This is a genomic window from Gemmobacter nectariphilus DSM 15620 (assembly GCF_000429765.1).
In the GTDB taxonomy this organism is placed as follows: domain Bacteria; phylum Pseudomonadota; class Alphaproteobacteria; order Rhodobacterales; family Rhodobacteraceae; genus Wagnerdoeblera; species Wagnerdoeblera nectariphila.
Window position 1 is genome coordinate 289,788 of the sequence record NZ_AUCM01000006.1, and the last position, 15,168, is coordinate 304,955.

The 15,168-nt window shown below is 67.2% G+C and carries 19 protein-coding genes; 9 read left to right on the plus strand and 10 right to left on the minus strand.

Going from position 1 to position 15,168, the window contains the following annotated elements; genetic code table 11:
- Positions 1 to 50 precede the first annotated feature (50 nt).
- On the minus strand, positions 51 to 1,556 hold the full coding sequence (locus tag G481_RS0108105) for a DUF2125 domain-containing protein (RefSeq protein WP_028029590.1): 1,506 nt from the start codon (positions 1,554 to 1,556) through the stop codon (positions 51 to 53).
- A 129-nt stretch (positions 1,557 to 1,685) separates the two neighbouring features.
- Between G481_RS0108105 and G481_RS0108110 the strand changes: the two genes are divergently transcribed.
- The 3 genes from G481_RS0108110 to pyrF all read left to right on the plus strand — a co-directional run bounded on the left by G481_RS0108110 (position 1,686) and on the right by pyrF (position 3,917).
- On the plus strand, positions 1,686 to 2,441 hold the full coding sequence (locus tag G481_RS0108110; RefSeq protein WP_028029591.1) for an SDR family oxidoreductase: 756 nt from the start codon (positions 1,686 to 1,688) through the stop codon (positions 2,439 to 2,441).
- Positions 2,438 to 3,055, plus strand: a complete 618-nt coding sequence (locus G481_RS0108115; protein WP_028029592.1) for an enoyl-CoA hydratase/isomerase family protein — start codon at positions 2,438 to 2,440, stop codon at positions 3,053 to 3,055. The genes G481_RS0108110 and G481_RS0108115 overlap by 4 nt, the downstream gene beginning before the upstream one ends.
- 145 nt (positions 3,056 to 3,200) lie before the next feature.
- Positions 3,201 to 3,917, plus strand: a complete 717-nt coding sequence (gene pyrF, locus G481_RS0108120; protein ID WP_028029593.1) for an orotidine-5'-phosphate decarboxylase — start codon at positions 3,201 to 3,203, stop codon at positions 3,915 to 3,917.
- A gap of 66 nt (positions 3,918 to 3,983) precedes the next feature.
- Here the strand turns inward: pyrF and G481_RS0108125 are convergent, their stop codons facing one another.
- From G481_RS0108125 to G481_RS0108155, 7 genes are all read right to left on the minus strand, one after another.
- Positions 3,984 to 4,742, minus strand: a complete 759-nt coding sequence (locus tag G481_RS0108125; protein ID WP_028029594.1) for a hypothetical protein — start codon at positions 4,740 to 4,742, stop codon at positions 3,984 to 3,986.
- 93 nt (positions 4,743 to 4,835) lie between these two features.
- The gene (locus tag G481_RS0108130; protein ID WP_342666568.1) at positions 4,836 to 5,096 is read right to left on the minus strand and encodes an NfeD family protein; all 261 of its coding nucleotides are present in this window, start codon (positions 5,094 to 5,096) and stop codon (positions 4,836 to 4,838) included.
- A gap of 7 nt (positions 5,097 to 5,103) precedes the next feature.
- A complete protein-coding gene (locus G481_RS0108135; RefSeq protein WP_028029596.1) occupies positions 5,104 to 5,982 on the minus strand; it encodes an SPFH domain-containing protein in 879 nt (292 codons plus the stop codon).
- A 57-nt stretch (positions 5,983 to 6,039) separates the two neighbouring features.
- Positions 6,040 to 6,498, minus strand: a complete 459-nt coding sequence (gene tspO / locus G481_RS0108140; protein ID WP_028029597.1) for a tryptophan-rich sensory protein TspO — start codon at positions 6,496 to 6,498, stop codon at positions 6,040 to 6,042.
- Between the two features lie 51 nt (positions 6,499 to 6,549).
- Complete coding sequence (locus G481_RS0108145; RefSeq protein ID WP_028029598.1) at positions 6,550 to 7,146, minus strand: Smr/MutS family protein; 597 nt, start codon at positions 7,144 to 7,146, stop codon at positions 6,550 to 6,552.
- 2 nt (positions 7,147 to 7,148) lie between these two features.
- Positions 7,149 to 8,147, minus strand: coding sequence for a murein transglycosylase A (gene mltA / locus G481_RS0108150; protein WP_028029599.1), 999 nt, complete (start codon positions 8,145 to 8,147; stop codon positions 7,149 to 7,151).
- A 7-nt stretch (positions 8,148 to 8,154) separates the two neighbouring features.
- Positions 8,155 to 8,826, minus strand: a complete 672-nt coding sequence (locus G481_RS0108155; protein WP_028029600.1) for a Tim44/TimA family putative adaptor protein — start codon at positions 8,824 to 8,826, stop codon at positions 8,155 to 8,157.
- Positions 8,827 to 8,963: 137 nt separating this feature from the next.
- Between G481_RS0108155 and G481_RS0108160 the strand changes: the two genes are divergently transcribed.
- The 6 genes from G481_RS0108160 (at position 8,964) to rimM (ending at position 13,059) form a co-directional block, all read left to right on the plus strand.
- A complete protein-coding gene (locus G481_RS0108160; protein WP_028029601.1) occupies positions 8,964 to 9,452 on the plus strand; it encodes an FxsA family protein in 489 nt (162 codons plus the stop codon).
- Between the two features lie 284 nt (positions 9,453 to 9,736).
- Positions 9,737 to 11,233, plus strand: a complete 1,497-nt coding sequence (gene ffh, locus G481_RS0108165; RefSeq protein ID WP_028029602.1) for a signal recognition particle protein — start codon at positions 9,737 to 9,739, stop codon at positions 11,231 to 11,233.
- Positions 11,230 to 11,781 (plus strand): GNAT family N-acetyltransferase, encoded by a 552-nt coding sequence (locus tag G481_RS23215; protein WP_035025438.1) that lies wholly within the window; start codon positions 11,230 to 11,232, stop codon positions 11,779 to 11,781. Before ffh ends, G481_RS23215 begins: the two co-directional genes overlap by 4 nt.
- 14 nt (positions 11,782 to 11,795) lie before the next feature.
- Positions 11,796 to 12,092, plus strand: coding sequence for a chorismate mutase (locus G481_RS0108175; RefSeq protein WP_028029603.1), 297 nt, complete (start codon positions 11,796 to 11,798; stop codon positions 12,090 to 12,092).
- A gap of 38 nt (positions 12,093 to 12,130) precedes the next feature.
- Positions 12,131 to 12,478: a 30S ribosomal protein S16 gene (gene rpsP, locus G481_RS0108180; RefSeq protein ID WP_028029604.1), complete on the plus strand. Its 348-nt coding sequence runs from the start codon at positions 12,131 to 12,133 to the stop codon at positions 12,476 to 12,478.
- 74 nt (positions 12,479 to 12,552) lie between these two features.
- Positions 12,553 to 13,059, plus strand: coding sequence for a ribosome maturation factor RimM (gene rimM, locus G481_RS0108185; RefSeq protein ID WP_028029605.1), 507 nt, complete (start codon positions 12,553 to 12,555; stop codon positions 13,057 to 13,059).
- Between the two features lie 78 nt (positions 13,060 to 13,137).
- Here the strand turns inward: rimM and G481_RS0108190 are convergent, their stop codons facing one another.
- Both G481_RS0108190 and G481_RS0108195 read right to left on the minus strand, forming a co-directional pair.
- On the minus strand, positions 13,138 to 14,391 hold the full coding sequence (locus G481_RS0108190; RefSeq protein WP_028029606.1) for a DNA polymerase IV: 1,254 nt from the start codon (positions 14,389 to 14,391) through the stop codon (positions 13,138 to 13,140).
- Between the two features lie 39 nt (positions 14,392 to 14,430).
- Positions 14,431 to 15,111, minus strand: coding sequence for a GntR family transcriptional regulator (locus G481_RS0108195; RefSeq protein ID WP_028029607.1), 681 nt, complete (start codon positions 15,109 to 15,111; stop codon positions 14,431 to 14,433).
- Positions 15,112 to 15,168 lie beyond the last annotated feature (57 nt).

Consider the following 15,168-nt stretch of genomic DNA (forward strand, 5'->3'; position numbering starts at 1 on the left):
TGAGGGGGTGGCCCTGAGGTAACGCGCCGCCCCCCGCCTGTCCAGCCGCGTTACTGGATGCGCTGCCCGTTGGCGAGGATCTGGCCCTCGGGCGTCATCTCGATTTTCGAGGTCAGCGTATCGGGCCCGTCGCCGGGGCGGGCGAACAGGGCCAGCATCATGCGAATGCCCATGACCTGATCTTCGGGCACCAGTCCCAGCGCAACCAGATTGTCCAGCAGCGTATTGCCGCCGGTCAGCTTCAGATCCGCGCTGCCTGCCGGACGCGGCATGCCGGGGATGGTTTCCATGTCGGAGTTGTCAAAGGTGAAGGCGCCGGTCCCGGTCAGGTCAGCCCCCGCCGCGCGCAGGTGCAGCGTGTTCACCGTCAGCGCGTCGATCTGGCCGATGTCGGCATCGGGTTCCTGCGCGGCCTGGCTGGTCAGATCCGCGAACAGCGTCGCCTTGCCGGTGGCATCAAGCTCAACCGTCGCCGGATCGCGCGGCAGGCGGCCCTGGGGATCGACCATCGCCCAGACGCCTTCCGGCAGCGTCAAGTCGGCCAGCCGCATCAGAAAGGCAAAATCCGAGGGCGTTTCGGATTTGGTCAGCGGCATGGTCAGGCCCAGCCGGTATTCGCTGGCGGTGACGCGGAAATCGGGGAACGGCATGCTGTCGCCCTCGGCGGTCAGGTCCAGCCCGCTCAGCCCGGCGGAATAGCTCAGGCCGGCCGGGGTCAGGCCGAAATCGACAGCGGTGCCGGAAAGCGTGCCGTTGACCTGGGTCGAGGCGCCCTTGTCGTTGAGGTTGAAGGCAAAGGCCGTCGGGCCGGTCGAATAGCTGCCCGAGCCGCGCAGACCCGCGTTCAGCATCGCCGGAAGTTCGGCGCCCGGTGCCATCATCGGCGGAACCGCGCCGGTGAACGCGGCGGTCAGCCCTTGTGCGCGCATGGTCATCAGCATGGTTCCGGTATCGTCCGGGTTTGCCGCATCGACCTTGGCGTCCAGCGTATCGGCGCTGAAATCATAGGTCACATCGGTGGTCTGCCCCGGCGTCAGGGCCGCGCCGCCCCTTAGCCCCGCCAGGGTGGCCGTCATGGTCATCGGCACTTCCTTGCCGTCCACCTTGGGCGGGATCTGCGAAATCGTCATGGATTGCGCGGTGAAATCCAGCTTTGGCGCGTCCGCAGAGCCGCTGATGATCGCAACGTATCCCGACTGGTCCAGCCGCATGGTCATGTCCACCGGCTCGCTGTCAGGCTCGCTGACCTTCATCGACATCTCGATCGACGGCGACATCGTGACCTCGACCGTCCCGTCGCCTCGGTCGCGCATCACGACTTGAGCGACCGGCGCGCGCAGTTCGGCCGTGCCCGACACCATGGCGCCAAGCACGCGGTCCAGGACCAGCCGGTCACCTTCGCGGCGCTGGCTTTCAGCGGTCAGGGTGTAGCCCATGTTCGTGGCCAGATCCTGCCAGACTGCCCAGGCCTGTTCCGGCGAGATATCCGCCTGCGCGGGCAGAACGCCTGTCAGAAGAATGGCCCCGGCGAAGCGGGTCTTGCGAAGCAGCGACATATCAATGCCTTTCGGAGCAGCAGGTCTTGGTCCAGCATCCCAGCAGGCAAGGGGGCGGTCAAGCGGGTTGCAGGGCGCACAGGCCGGCCCTAACCTGCGGCGCGACAGCGGCAGGGAAGGAGCACAAGAATGGCGGAACTTGAGGGCAAGCTGGTGGCAATCACCGGCGCTGCGCGGGGCATCGGGGCGGCTGCAGCGCGGGCCTTTGTGGCCAAGGGCGCGCGGGTGGCGCTGATCTCGCGCGATGCGGCGGCGCTCAAGGTGCTTGCGGCCGATCTTGGCCGCGGGGCGCTGGCCTTTCCCTGCGATGTGTCCGACGCGGCGGCACTGAAGACCGCGCTGTCTCAGGCCGAGGTGGCGCTGGGGCCGCTGGAGGTTCTGGTGAACAACGCCGGTGTCATTGACCCGATCGCCCATATCGCCGATGCCAGCCCCGCAGCCTTTGCGCGGGCAGTGTCGGTGAACCTGAACGGTGTCTTCAACGGGATGCACGCGGCCCTGCCGGGGATGATCGCGCGCGGGCGCGGCACCATTCTGACCATCGGCTCCGGCGCGGCGCACAACCCGCAAGAGGGCTGGGCGGCCTATTGCTCCTCCAAGGCCGGGGCCTACATGCTGACCCGCGCCGCGCATCTCGAGGCGGGGCCGGCGGGCGTGCGGGTGATCTCGCTCTCGCCCGGCACGGTTGCAACCGACATGCAGGCGGCGATCAAGGCCAGCGGGGTGAATCCGGTCAGCCAGCTGGACTGGTCGGTCCATATTCCGCCCGAATGGCCCGCTCAGGCGCTGGTCTGGCTGTGCGGGCCGGGGGGCGATGCCTATCTGGGGCAAGAGGTCTCGCTGCGCGATGAGGCGGTGCGGCAGGCGGTCGGGGTGGTGAAATGATCCGGCTGGAGACTGACGGCGGGCTGTGGATGGCGATCATCGACCGCCCGGACAAGGCGAATTCCGTGACGGCGGAGATGCTGGCCGAATTGCGCGACATTGCCCGGCGGGCGGCCGCCGAGGGGGCAGCGGTGCTGGTGCTGACCGGCATCGGCAAGGTGTTTTCCGCCGGCGCAGATCTGGAGGCCGCGCGGGCCGGCCTTGCCGTCTCGCCGCTGTGGGAAGAGCTGTCGGGCGCGATTGCCGCCTTTCCGGGCCTGACGATTGCGGCGCTGAACGGCACGCTGGCCGGTGGGTCGATGGGTATGGCGCTGGCCTGCGATATCCGTCTGGGTGTGCCGGGGATGAAGGTGTTCTATCCGGTGATGAAGCTGGGCTATCTGCCGCAGCCGTCCGATCCGGGGCGGCTGGCCGCGCTGGTCGGGCCCGCGCGGGCCAAGATGATCCTGATGGGCGGGCAAAAGGTCGACGCGGACGAGGCGCTGGCCTGGGGCCTGCTGGACCGTCTGGTCGCCCCCGAGGCGCTGGTGGAAACCGCAAAGGCGCTGGCGGCCGATGTTCTGGCCGCCAGGCCGGGCCATGCGGCGGCGATCAAGCGGATGATCCCGGGCTGAAAGCTGTTGCCTTGCAGGCCGTGCGGGACTATGCAGCGGCCGTTTGTCCTGACCTGACCGGCAGGACCGGGGGTTTTGCACCCCCGGACCCCCGCAGGATATTTTCAGACAGATGAATGGCAACAGAAGCGCTGGAGGCTTGGGAATGGCGGATGAACGGCTGATCGTGGCGCTGGATGTGCCGAATGCGCTGGCAGGGCTGGAAATGGCGCGGCGCATTGGCGATGCGGTAGATTTCTACAAGATCGGGCTGGGAATGCTGACCGGCGGCGGGCTGGCGCTGGCCAACGAGCTGAAGCAGGAACATGGCAAGCGCGTGTTCCTGGACATGAAGCTGTTCGATATTGGCGCGACCATCGAGGCGGCGGTTCGCGGGCTGGCGCAATACGATCTGGATTTCCTGACCGTGCATGGCGATCCGCAGGTGGTGCGCGCGGCGATGGAAGGCAAACGCGGCAAGGACATGAAGATCCTTGCGGTGACGGTGCTGACCTCGCTGGACCGGGCGGATCTGGATGCGAACCTGATCCGTGCCGGGGATCTGCGCGAAATCACGCTGGAACGCGCAGCGCGGGCCTTTGAGGCCGGCGCGGATGGTGTGATCACCAGCCCGCAAGAGGCGGCCGGCATCCGCGCGCTGCCCCAGGCCGCCGGGCGGCTGATCGTGACGCCGGGGGTGCGTCCGGCCGGTGCGGATGCGGGCGATCAGAAGCGCATTGCAACCCCGGCACAGGCGGTTGCGGACGGGGCCGACCATATCGTCGTCGGCCGCCCGGTATGGACAGCCGCCAATCCGCGCGCCGCGGCCATGGCGATCAATGCCGAACTGGCCAGCCCTCAGGCGAAGCGGCCGAACCGCTGATCGGCGGCGGATGGTGATCGCTGGCCCGAAGGGGCCGGCGATTTCGGCCGATCCGGCGCAAGGCGGTCAGCGGCAGGTGTTCGTCGCATAGACGGTCTTGTCGTCCTGCTTGAGCAGATAGCCGGCCCCGCTGTCGGTTTGCACCCCGCACCACAGACGGCCCTGTTCATCCTCGGAACAGAAGGTGATGGTCAGGCAGGTGCCTGCCTCGGCCCGGCCGATCACGCTCGAGCCGCTGGTGGTGCCCTGATCGCGCAGGTTCATCCGGGTCAGCACCTGAAGCTTGCCGCCATCGGGCGGGCCAAGATCGGCCTGATCGACGCATTCGCCCTCGCGCCCGGCATAGGACAGGCAATCGCCCTGCCTGACGACCTCGGCCAGCGGCTCGTCGGCTTCGGCCTCGGCTTCGCCGTCGGGCTCGGTCGGGTTGATCGCCTCGCCTGTCGCAAGGCCGGTCATCGGATCGGTGATGCCCATCGGCCCCGATTTGTGTTCCAGCCGCAGGGTACCGCCCGCGCGCAGCTTGCCGGTGAACACGCCATCGGCCTGGCGGCTGACGGTGCCGACCAGATCGACCCCATCGAGCGTCGAATACAGCACGACGACCGCGCCTTCCTCGTTCAGGGCATAGCCGGTGATCTTGCCAACGTCGGGGCCGCAATCCGCATCGCCCCGATCGACGAAGAAGATGCCGTCATCCACCGCCTCGGGGATGAACGACACCTCGCAGCCCCCGGATTCGGCAATCAGCGACCAGACGCCGGTTTCGGCCCGGGCCAGCGTTGCGGGCAGGGCGGCAAGCAGGGCAAGGACAGCAAGGCGCATATGAAATCCCCGTCGTGGCCGCGGTCGCGGCGGATGGCGGCAGTCTTGCGAGCAGCCGGGCCCCGGGTCAAGCGTGCCGATCATATGGGCGGTTCAGTTGTCGTTGATGTCGTGGCGAATGATCTTCACATGGCCTGCGCGGCGCCCCAGCAGGCGGCGCATCGCCGCCCAGGCCAGCAGCGACAGCGCGGCAAAGATCATCAGCGCCACCGCAAGGCTGCCGGGAACCGCCAGCGCCACAAGGCCGCCCGTCAGCACCGCGCCGATGGCAAAGCCCAGGAAGATATAGCCGGGCGCCAGCAGCTCCAGCACCCCGATGGCAACGCCGGCCGCCACCCACAGCCACCAGTTCATCCACATCTCAGCGCCCTTTCAGCAGCTTGAACGCATCGCCAAAGGCGGCAACGGCATCGGCTGGCAGGATGATCGTCTGCTTGCCGTCGCCCTGGGCGACCTTGGCCAATGCCTCGACCTGTTTCAGGGCAACCTGATACTGCGCGGCCTCGATCCCGTTTTCGCGGATCGCTTCGGCCACGACCTTGGTTGCATAGGCTTCGGCATCGGCCTGGATGCGGCGGGCCTCGGCCACCTGTTTGGCGGCGTAAAGTTCGGCATCGGCCTGCAGTTCGACCGCGCGCTTCTTGCCCTCGGCCTCGGTGACCTGAGCGCGGCGGGCGCGTTCGGCGTTCAGCTGTTGCAGCATGGCGGCGCGGGTCGCCTCGTCCAGGTTCACGTCCAGGATCTCGGCCCGCGTCACCTCGATCCCCCAGTCGTCGACCATGTTTTCCAGGTTCTCGCGGATGCGCTGGATCAGCCGGGCGCGGTTTGATTGCACCTCGTCCAGTTCCATCGTGCCGATCTCGGCCCGCACGATCCCGGCCACGGTGGCGGCAATCGCGGCATCGACATCGCGGATGCGGTAGACGGTCTTTTCCGGCTCGATGATGCGGTAGAACACGCTGGTTTCCACTTGCACCAGCACGTTGTCTGCCGTGATCGCATCTTGCCGGCTGGTCGGCAGCTGACGTTCCAGGATCGAGATCTTGTGTGCCACGGAATCGAAGAACGGCACGATCAGGTTGAGCCCCGGCCCCAGCACCGATTGCAGCCGGCCAAAGCGTTCGACCACGAATTTCTCGGATTGCGGCACGACACGCACCGCCAGAAAGACGGTGACGATCAGCAGGGCCGCGATGGCCAGATAGACAATGTTCGCACCAATGAACGCTTCGAAACCCATGAGACTCTCCTTGACTATGCGCCGCATGGTGACACCCGTGCGCGCGGATGCAAGGGGTCAGCTGGCGGCCGGGTTCAGGCGGATCAAGGCGCCGTTCAGCGACAGGGCCACGCTCAGCCAGGCCAGATAGGGCAGCAGCAGAACGCCTGCCAGACGGTCCAGCCGCCAGAACGCCACGATCATCGCCGCGACAACCAGCCAAAGCAGCCCGATGACGATCAGCCCCGCCCACATCCGGTGCGCGCCAAAGAACACGGGGGTCCAGAGCGTGTTCAGCGCAATCTGCAACGCCCACAGGGCCAGCGCATATTGGGCACCCTGCAGCGGGGCGATGCGTGCGGCAGCCAGCGACATCAGGATGTAAAGGGTTGTCCAGACGATCGGAAAGGCAATGGCGGGGGGCGTGAACCAGGGCTTGGTCAGCCCGGCATACCACTCACCCGGCGGGAAAAGGCTGCCCGTCGCGGCGGCTGCCCCGGTCGCGGCAAGGAAGATGAAGAACACTGCGTAATCCATGATCGTCTCCGGTTCGGTCTTTGGGTGATACGCATCAACGCGCGGATCGGCCTAGCGGTGCCGTCGAAGATAGACGTAGAATGCGCCGGACCCGCCATGTTTCAGATGCGCCTCGGCAATCTGCAGCACGGCCGGCCCCAGCGGAGGCAGGCGCAGCCAGTGCGGCACCTGATGACGCAGCGCGCCCGTGCGCGTGGGGATCGGCCCGCCAGTGTCGCGGTCCTTGCCCTTGCCGGTGATCACCAGCACCAGGCGCATTCCGGCGGACTGGGCATTGAGGACAAAGCGGATCAGCTCGGGGTGGGCCTCGGCCAGGGTCAGGCCATGCAGATCCAGCCGCGCCTCGGGGGCCAGCTTGCCACGGCGCATCGCCTTGTGGGTGCCCGCATCCATGCGCAGGGGGCTGGACTCCAGCTGCTGGGCGATGGTCGGGCTAAGGTCGTGCCGCGCGGGCGCGTGCGGTGCGCGGGTGCCGATGCGGAATTCGGGCAGGCCGGCGGGCGGCTTCGGTGGTTTGGGCGCGGGCTTGTCGGGCGCTGGCTCGGCCTCGGTCCGTTTCGGGCGGGCAGGGTGCATGGCCCGTGTCGTGCGGGCGACCAGTTCCCAGATCTCCTGCTCCTCGGGGCGCAGACCGCGGCGGCGTGCCATCGTCACTCTCCGGCCTTGGCAAGGGCTATGTCCAGCGGCAGCAGAACGATCATGCGCCCACTGTCCTTGACGCGCCCGGCCGCGTCGCCGGCAGCGGCGCCGCTGCCATAGAAGATGTCGGCGCGCTGGGCGCCCTTGATGGCCGTTCCGGTATCTTGCGCGACCATCAGCCGCCGCAGGGGCGCGGACCCGTCCTTTTCCAGCCAGACCGGCGCGCCCAGCGGCACGAATTCCGGGTCCACCGCCAGCGATCGCATCGCCGTCACGCTGCGGCCCATGGCCCCGATCGGCCCATGTTCGGGTGACAGGTCGGCCAGCTTGCGGAAGAACACGAACGAGGGGTTGTGTCGCAAGAGCCGCGCGCCTTCGGCCGGGTTGCGCCGGACCCAGGCCTTGATGCCCTGCGCCGACACCGCGTGCTGATCCATCGCGCCGCGCCGCACCAGCTCCGCCCCGATCGAGCGATAGGGGTGGTTGTTCTTGGCGGCAAAGCCCAGCCGGATCACCCGGCCATCTTGCAACCGGATGCGCCCCGATCCCTGCACCTGCAGAAAGAACACCTCGACCGGATCTTCCAGCCAGGCCAGTTCCAGCCCCCGCCCGCGCAACAGCCCGCGCCGCTCGATGTCCTCGCGGCTGTGCCAGATGCCCTTGCCGTCGAATTCGGGTGGGCGCGCATAGACCGGCCAGGCAAAGCGCGGGGTGCGCACGGTGGACCCTTGCAGCTCCGGCTCGTAATAGCCGGTGAACAGGGCGGGCGGCGCGCCGGTCAGCACGGGCTGAAAGAACATCTCGAAAAACGCCCGCGCATCGGTCACCTCGGCGGCCAGACGGCACAGCGGCGCCCAGTCGGGCGCCGTCATCAGATCGCAGGTTTCGCGAAAGACGGCCAGCGCGGCGGCATGGTCATCCGCCTCCCAGCCATCCAGATCGGCGAACCGCAAGGGCTGCGCCCCGGCCGCGCTCACCGCCAGCCCCAGCGCGGTGACCAGGGCGCGCAGCATGGTCTCATTCCCCGGTGGCGACCAGCTGCCAGTTCGGATCATCCGCCCCCATGCGGCGGGCAAAGGTCCAGACGTCGCGCTGGCGCTTCACCTCGGTCGGGCTGCCCTCGACCACCTCACCCATGCGGTTGCGCACGACCGAGGTCAGCTCGCCCACGAAGCGCACGGTGATCTCGGCCTCGCGGGTGTCGCGGTCGAAGGTGGCATCCTGCAACGCCAGCTCGCGCAGACCGACAAAGCTCGCCTCGACCGCCAGCCCTTCTTGCTCGCGGGCGTCCACGACGGACTGGAAGCTGTCGTAGACATCCTTGGACAGCAGCGGGACGATGTCATCCAGCTTGCCCTTTTCAAAGGCCATCAGGATCCATTCATAGGCCCCGCGCGCGCCGTTCAGGAATTCGGTCGCGGAAAAGCCCGGCTCGGCGATCTTCATCGCGGCCAGCGCCTTGGCGGCCGGGCTGCCATCGGGGACATGATCGGTGATGTCGCGGTCCTGACCGCCTTCGACCACCTGGAAATCGCGCCGACGGGCGGGGCCTTCGATGGCATCGGGCCGCGCCTGTGGCTCGGGCGGGCGTTCGAACCCGTCGCGGCTGCCCAGAACCGACTTCAGCTTGACGATCAGGAACACGGCGATCGCGGCCAGAATGAGAAGTTGGATCAAGGGCGAATTCATGGGGCCTCGGGTCTGGGATGCGCCGGCATTTTCCGGGCTCGCGGGGTTGGTGCTTTCGTTGGACGTCACTTATGTAGGATACGCCCCCCGTCAAGTCCACCGCAGCGGGGCGCGTGCGACACTGAAAGGACCAACCGTTGCCGCTTCTTGCCATCTTTGTGCTGCTTCCGCTGATCGAGATAGCGCTGTTCGTGCTGGTCGGCGGCTGGCTGGGTCTGTGGCCGACATTGGCCCTGGTGGTGCTGTCGGCGGTGGTCGGCATGGCGCTGATCCGAAATCAGGGCTTTGCGGCGCTGCGCGATCTGCAACGCTCGGCGCAGGGCATGGGCGATCCGGCGCGCCCGCTGGCGCATGGGGCATTGATCGTGCTGGCCGGCTTTCTGCTGCTGCTGCCGGGCTTTTTCACGGATCTTCTGGCGCTGCCGCTGCTGGTCCCGGTCACCCGAAGGCTGATCCTGCGCCAACTGGCCGCACGTGTCTTTGTCGTCAATGCAGCCCCCCGAACGCCGCCGCACTGGCCGCGCGCGGGCGATGACATCATCGACGGCGAGGCAACAGAGATCACCCCGGACACCCGCCCCCTGCCGCGCAACCACCCCTCGGGCTGGACCGACCCGCCGGACTGAACCCCGCTGCCGGTCTTTGCCTTTTTTCAAATACCCCACGGGGGTGCGGGGGTGTGAAACCCCCGCTTATCAGGTCGGGTGCGGGGGGATGACCCCTCCGCTTCTGCCCTCGCCACCCTTGCAACGCTTGACTCGCGCCCCCCGCGGGCGTAATCCCAGCATAACCCCGGAATGGCCACGCCCTTCCGGTCCCATGGCCTTGGCCGGGATCGCCATCCACCAGCGCGTTGCGCCCGTGGGTGCCGTTGCCGTTTGGGCCGCCCGTTCTGCCGAAGGAGGCACCCATGTTCGAGAACCTGTCAGAGCGCCTTGGTAGCGTCTTCGACCGGCTGTCCCGGCAAGGCGCCCTGACCGAAGACGACGTCTCGACCGCCCTGCGCGAGGTGCGCACCGCGCTGCTCGAGGCGGACGTCTCGCTGCCCGTCACCCGCGATTTCATCCGTGCGGTCCAGAAAAAGGCGACAGGCCAGTCGGTTACGAAATCCGTGACGCCCGGTCAGCAGGTCATCAAGATCGTCCATGACGAGCTGGTGAAGATGCTCGAGGGCGACGGCCCGGCCGAGCGACTGAAGATCGACAACCCGCCTGCGCCGATCCTGATGGTCGGTCTGCAAGGCTCGGGCAAGACGACGACCTCGGGCAAGCTGGCCCGCCGCCTCAAGGAACGCGAGAACAAGAAGGTCCTGCTGGCCTCGCTGGACACCCAGCGCCCGGCCGCCATGGAACAGCTGGCGATTCTGGGCCAGCAGATCGGCGTCGACGTTCTGCCCATCGCCAAGGGCGAGTCGGCGGTCCAGATCGCGAAACGTGCCAAGCAGCAGGCCACGCTGGGCGGCTATGACGTCTATATCCTTGATACCGCCGGCCGGTTGCAGATCGACCTGCCGCTGATGGAAGAGGTCGCGCAGGTGCGCGATGTTGCCCAGCCGCGTGAAACGCTGCTGGTGGTCGATGGCCTGACCGGGCAGGTCGCGGTCGAGGTCGCGCAGGAATTCGATGCCAAGGTCGGCATCACCGGCGTTGTCCTGACCCGGATGGACGGCGACGGCCGCGGCGGTGCGGCCCTGTCGATGCGCGCCGTCACCGGCAAGCCGATCCGCTTTGTGGGTCTGGGCGAGAAATCCGAGGCGCTGGAGCCCTTCGAGGCTGACCGCGTTGCCGGCCGCATCCTTGGCATGGGCGACATCGTCGCCCTGGTCGAAAAGGCGCGCGAGACATTCGAGGCCGAACAGGCGGAACGCATGGCCAAGCGTTTCTCCAAGGGCCTGTTCAACATGAACGACATGCGCATGCAGCTTGAGCAGATGCTCAAGATGGGCGGCATGCAGGGCCTGATGGGCATGTTGCCGGGCATGGGCAAGATGGCCAAGGCCGCCGAAAGCGCCGGGTTCGACGACAAGATGCTGCGCCGCCAGATCGCGCTGATCAATTCGATGACCAAGAAGGAACGCGCCAATCCCGACATGCTGCAGGCCAGCCGCAAGAAGCGGATCGCCGAAGGTGCGGGGCTGGACGTGGCCGACCTGAACCGCCTGCTCAAGATGCACCGCCAGATGGCGGACATGATGAAGAAGATGGGCAAGGGCGGCATGATGAAGCAGGCCATCAAGCAGATGATGGGCGGCAAGGGCATGCCTGACCCGTCCAAGATGACCCCCGATCAGCTGGCCGAGCTGGGCAAGGGCATGCAGGACGGGCTGAAACTGCCGGGCCTTGGCGGGGGAATGCCGGGCGGGCTGTCGCTGCCCCCTGGCCTGTCGGGGCTGATGAAGCGCAAATGATCACCCTGTCCGGCACCCCTGTTCTGGAAACGGAACGTCTGATCCTGCGCGCTCCGCAGGCGTCGGACTATGCGGTGTTCGCGCAGTTCTTCACCACTGACCGCGCCCGCTTTGTCGGTGGCCCGATCGAGGCGCCGCAGGCCTGGCGGGCCTTTGGCCATCTGATCGGCCATTGGGTGATGCGCGGCTATGGGTTCTTTGTGTTTGCCGACCGCGCCACCGGGAAACCGCTGGGCAGCGCCGGCCCGTGGTGCCCCGAAGGCTGGCCCGAGCCAGAGATCGGCTGGACGGTCTGGGATCCGCAGGCCGAAGGCCGTGGCCTTGCGTCCGAGGCCGCACTGGCCACCCGCGCCTGGGCCTATGGCCAGCTGGGCTGGACCACCGCCATCAGCCTGATCGCGGCCGAAAATGACCGCTCGCAAACCCTTGCCCGCCGTATGGGCGCCGTCCCCGAGCGCGAGGCCGAGGTGATGGGCAAGCCCTGCGTGATCTGGCGCCACCCGTCGGCCGACACGCTGGCCGATGGCGGGATGGAGGCTTACGCATGACCAAGGAGAGCACCATGACCGATGTTGTCGCCCGCGCGGCCGAAGTTCTGCGCGAACATCGCGCCTCGATCGACCGGCTGGATGCGATCCTGGTCTATACGCTGGCCGAACGGTTCAAGCACACGCAGGCGGTGGGCAAGCTCAAGGCGGAACATGCGCTGCCGCCCAGCGACCCCAACCGCGAGGCGCATCAGATCGAGCGTCTGGAACGGCTTTCCCGCGAAGCCGATCTGGACCCCGAATTCGCCAGGAAGTTTCTGGCGTTCATCATCTCGGAAGTCATCCGGCATCACGAGAAACTGCAGAAGTAAGCCGGAGACCCGGCACAGGACACCCAAGGAGAACACCCATGTCCATGAAAATCCGTCTGGCCCGTGGCGGCTCGAAAAAGCGCCCGCACTATTCGATCGTCGCGGCCGACTCGCGCATGCCGCGCGATGGCCGCTTCATCGAGAAGCTGGGCGTCTATAACCCGCTGCTGGCCAAGGACAGCGAAGAGCGCGTCAAGATGAACCTGGAGCGCGTGCAATACTGGCTGAGCCAGGGCGCCCAGCCGACCGACCGTATCGCCCGCTTCCTGGAAGCGGCTGGCGTGATCGCGAAAGCCACCCGCAACAACCCCAAGCAAGCCGTGCCGGGCAAGAAAGCCACCGAGCGCGCCGCTGCCAAGGCTGCCAAGGCCGAAGCCGCCGAGTGATCGGCGCCTGACGGCGACGGACAAGGCCGGGTGCCCGCGGGGCGCCCGGCATCTGCATTTCGGGGGATCTGGTCATGTCTGGCAAGGATCGCGTCTGCGTGGGGGCCATCAGCGGTGCCTTTGGCGTCAAGGGCGAGGTGCGGCTGAAAAGCTATTGCGCCGATCCGGCGGCGATTGCCGATTATGCGCCGCTGTATTCCGAGGACGGCAGCCGCAGCTTTGATCTGGTGCTGACCGGGGTTCTGAACAACGGGCTGTCGGCCCGCATGTCCGGGATCGTGTCGCGCGAGGATGCCGAGGCGGCCAAGGGCCTGCGGCTGTTCGCTGACCGGGCGCGCCTGCCGAAGCTGGATGATGACGAATATTATCATGCCGATCTGATCGGCCTGACGGTTCTGGATGCAGGCGGCAACCGGATCGGTCAGGTCAAGGCGGTGCTGAACCATGGCGCTTCGGATCTGCTGGAGGTGATGGGGCCGGGGATGAAGACGCCGCTTCTGGTGCCCTTTACCCTGGCCGTGGTGCCGACGGTGGACATTGCCGGTGGCCGGCTGATCGTCGATCTGCCGGACGAGATCTGATCCGGCGCAAGGGGGGGGCGCTGCCCCCCCACGGCCTTTGGCCTTCCCCCCGGGATATTTATGGACAGATGAAGGGGCTTAGCGCAGCGCGCGGCCCTTGACGATCGCGTCATGCCCGAACTTTGCACGGATGCGGTCGGTGGCGCGTTCGGCGGCGGCGCGGCGGGCGGCGTTCGGGTCAAGCAGATCGCCGGCCGGGTCGTGGCCCGAGGCAGGCGACAGATCCGAAATGCCAACGCCGATCAGCCGGAACGGGGCCTGCGGCAGCAGGGCGGTCAGCAAGGGGTCTGCCGCGCGCCAGATGGCATCGGCGATCTGCGCGGGTTCACCCAGGGCGCGGCGGCGGGTCACGATCTGGTGGTCGGCGCGCTTGAGCTTGACGGTGACGGTGCGGCCCTGAAGGTCCTTGGCCTTGGCGCGGTCGGCGACCTGTTCGGCCAGACGCCACAGGTGGCCATGCAAAAGGTCAGGATCGGCAATGTCGGTGTCGAAGGTGGTTTCCTTGGAGATCGACTTCGGCGCCTCGTTCGGGTTGACGGGGCGATCGTCCTGACCGCGGGCCAGATGCCACAGGCGGCTGCCGGTATGGCCGAAGCGCGCTGTCAGATCGGCTTCTGACCATTGGCGCAGGTCGGCCAGGGTGCGGATTCCGGCCGATTCCAGCGCGGTCTGGGTGGCCAGGCCCACACCCCAGATGATGCGCACCGGCTTGTCTTGCAGGAAGGCCGCCGTATCCGCACGCCCGATCACCGAAAATCCGCGCGGCTTGTCCAGATCTGACGCGATCTTGGCCAGGAACTTGTTGTGCGACAGGCCGACCGACAGGGAAATGCCCAGATCGGCCTCGACCCCGCGCGCCAGTCGGGCCAGTTGCGCGGCCGGCGCAGCGCCGTGCAGGCGGGCGGTGCCGGTCAGGTCCAGGAACGCCTCGTCGAGGCTGAGGGGTTGGACTGCGGGGGTCAGCGCCTCCATCCGGGCGCGGATTTCGCGCGAGACCTCGGCATAAAGCTGCATCCGGGGTTTCACGACCACGGCCTGAGGGCATTTCTTCAGCGCCTCGAACATCGGCATGGCAGAGCGCACGCCATAGATCCGGGCGATATAGCAGCAGGTTGACACCACGCCGCGCGTGCCGCCCCCAACGATGACCGGCTTGTTGCGCAAATCGGGGTTCTCGCGCTTTTCCACGCTGGCGTAAAAGGCATCGCAATCGACATGGGCGATGGAGAGCGTATCCAGTTCCTCATGCGCGATCACACGCGGGCTGCGGCAGACCGGACAGCGCGGGGCGGGGGCAAAGCTGGCAAGGCAATCGCGGCACAGGGCGGGCATGATGGGCGCAGTATGCGCCTGCCGCGGGGCGCCGTCCACTCAGGCGCGTTTGCGCAGTCCAAGGGCCCGATAGCCTGCGGCCAGATCGTTGAAGCGGTCGCCTTGCACGGCGATATGGCGGCGCAGCGCCTCGCCCGCCCGCGCCGCATCGCCCGAGACCAGCGCGTCAAAGATCGCCCGGTGCTCGCGCAGCGATTCCGGCATCCGCCCGCGCACGCGCAGCTGCAGGCGGCGAAAGGGTTTCAGCCGGCGGTGCAGCCGTTCCGCCTCGCCCGCCAGAAAGCGGTTGCCGGCGGCGGCATAGATGGCGACATGGAAATCCTTGTTGGCGCGGTAGTAACCTTCGGTGTCGCCCGTCTCGCAGGCTTTCTCGCAGGCGAGCAGGGCGGATTCGATGCTGGTCTGATCTTCGGGGGTCATGCGGCGGGCGGCCTGACGGCCGCACAGGGCCTCGATCTCGGCCATGACCTCGAACATCTCGACCACCTCATCGAGCGCGGGAAAGCGGACAAAGGCCCCGCGCCGCAAACGCAATTCGACCAGCCCCGAGGCCGCCAGCGCCTGGAACGCCTCGCGCAGCGGGGTGCGCGAGACCTGAAAGCGTTCGGCAAGGCTGACCTCGTCCAGCCGGTCGCCATCGGCGAACTGGCCTTCGACGATCAGTTCCTCCAGTGCCTCGCGGATCTGGTCTGTGCGGCGGTCCGAATGCGTCTCGGTCATTTCTGTGTTCCGGATGGCAATATCTTGCATACAAGAGTGTTGACTTGGAATGCGTCA

What these genes read in the sequence shown, in the direction of transcription:
- G481_RS0108175 (WP_028029603.1), top strand. Translation starts at nt 11,796, where the DNA reads ATGACCGATGTTGTCGCCCGCGCGGCCGAAGTTCTGCGCGAACATCGC.
- G481_RS0108115 (WP_028029592.1), top strand. Translation starts at nt 2,438, where the DNA reads ATGATCCGGCTGGAGACTGACGGCGGGCTGTGGATGGCGATCATCGAC.
- pyrF (WP_028029593.1), top strand. Translation starts at nt 3,201, where the DNA reads ATGGCGGATGAACGGCTGATCGTGGCGCTGGATGTGCCGAATGCGCTG.
- G481_RS0108190 (WP_028029606.1), bottom strand. Translation starts at nt 14,391, where the DNA reads ATGCCCGCCCTGTGCCGCGATTGCCTTGCCAGCTTTGCCCCCGCCCCG.
- ffh (WP_028029602.1), top strand. Translation starts at nt 9,737, where the DNA reads ATGTTCGAGAACCTGTCAGAGCGCCTTGGTAGCGTCTTCGACCGGCTG.
- G481_RS23215 (WP_035025438.1), top strand. Translation starts at nt 11,230, where the DNA reads ATGATCACCCTGTCCGGCACCCCTGTTCTGGAAACGGAACGTCTGATC.
- G481_RS0108195 (WP_028029607.1), bottom strand. Translation starts at nt 15,111, where the DNA reads ATGACCGAGACGCATTCGGACCGCCGCACAGACCAGATCCGCGAGGCA.
- rimM (WP_028029605.1), top strand. Translation starts at nt 12,553, where the DNA reads ATGTCTGGCAAGGATCGCGTCTGCGTGGGGGCCATCAGCGGTGCCTTT.
- rpsP (WP_028029604.1), top strand. Translation starts at nt 12,131, where the DNA reads ATGTCCATGAAAATCCGTCTGGCCCGTGGCGGCTCGAAAAAGCGCCCG.
- tspO (WP_028029597.1), bottom strand. Translation starts at nt 6,498, where the DNA reads ATGGATTACGCAGTGTTCTTCATCTTCCTTGCCGCGACCGGGGCAGCC.
- G481_RS0108105 (WP_028029590.1), bottom strand. Translation starts at nt 1,556, where the DNA reads ATGTCGCTGCTTCGCAAGACCCGCTTCGCCGGGGCCATTCTTCTGACA.
- G481_RS0108130 (WP_342666568.1), bottom strand. Translation starts at nt 5,096, where the DNA reads ATGAACTGGTGGCTGTGGGTGGCGGCCGGCGTTGCCATCGGGGTGCTG.
- G481_RS0108110 (WP_028029591.1), top strand. Translation starts at nt 1,686, where the DNA reads ATGGCGGAACTTGAGGGCAAGCTGGTGGCAATCACCGGCGCTGCGCGG.
- G481_RS0108125 (WP_028029594.1), bottom strand. Translation starts at nt 4,742, where the DNA reads ATGCGCCTTGCTGTCCTTGCCCTGCTTGCCGCCCTGCCCGCAACGCTG.
- G481_RS0108155 (WP_028029600.1), bottom strand. Translation starts at nt 8,826, where the DNA reads ATGAATTCGCCCTTGATCCAACTTCTCATTCTGGCCGCGATCGCCGTG.
- G481_RS0108145 (WP_028029598.1), bottom strand. Translation starts at nt 7,146, where the DNA reads ATGGCACGCCGCCGCGGTCTGCGCCCCGAGGAGCAGGAGATCTGGGAA.
- G481_RS0108135 (WP_028029596.1), bottom strand. Translation starts at nt 5,982, where the DNA reads ATGGGTTTCGAAGCGTTCATTGGTGCGAACATTGTCTATCTGGCCATC.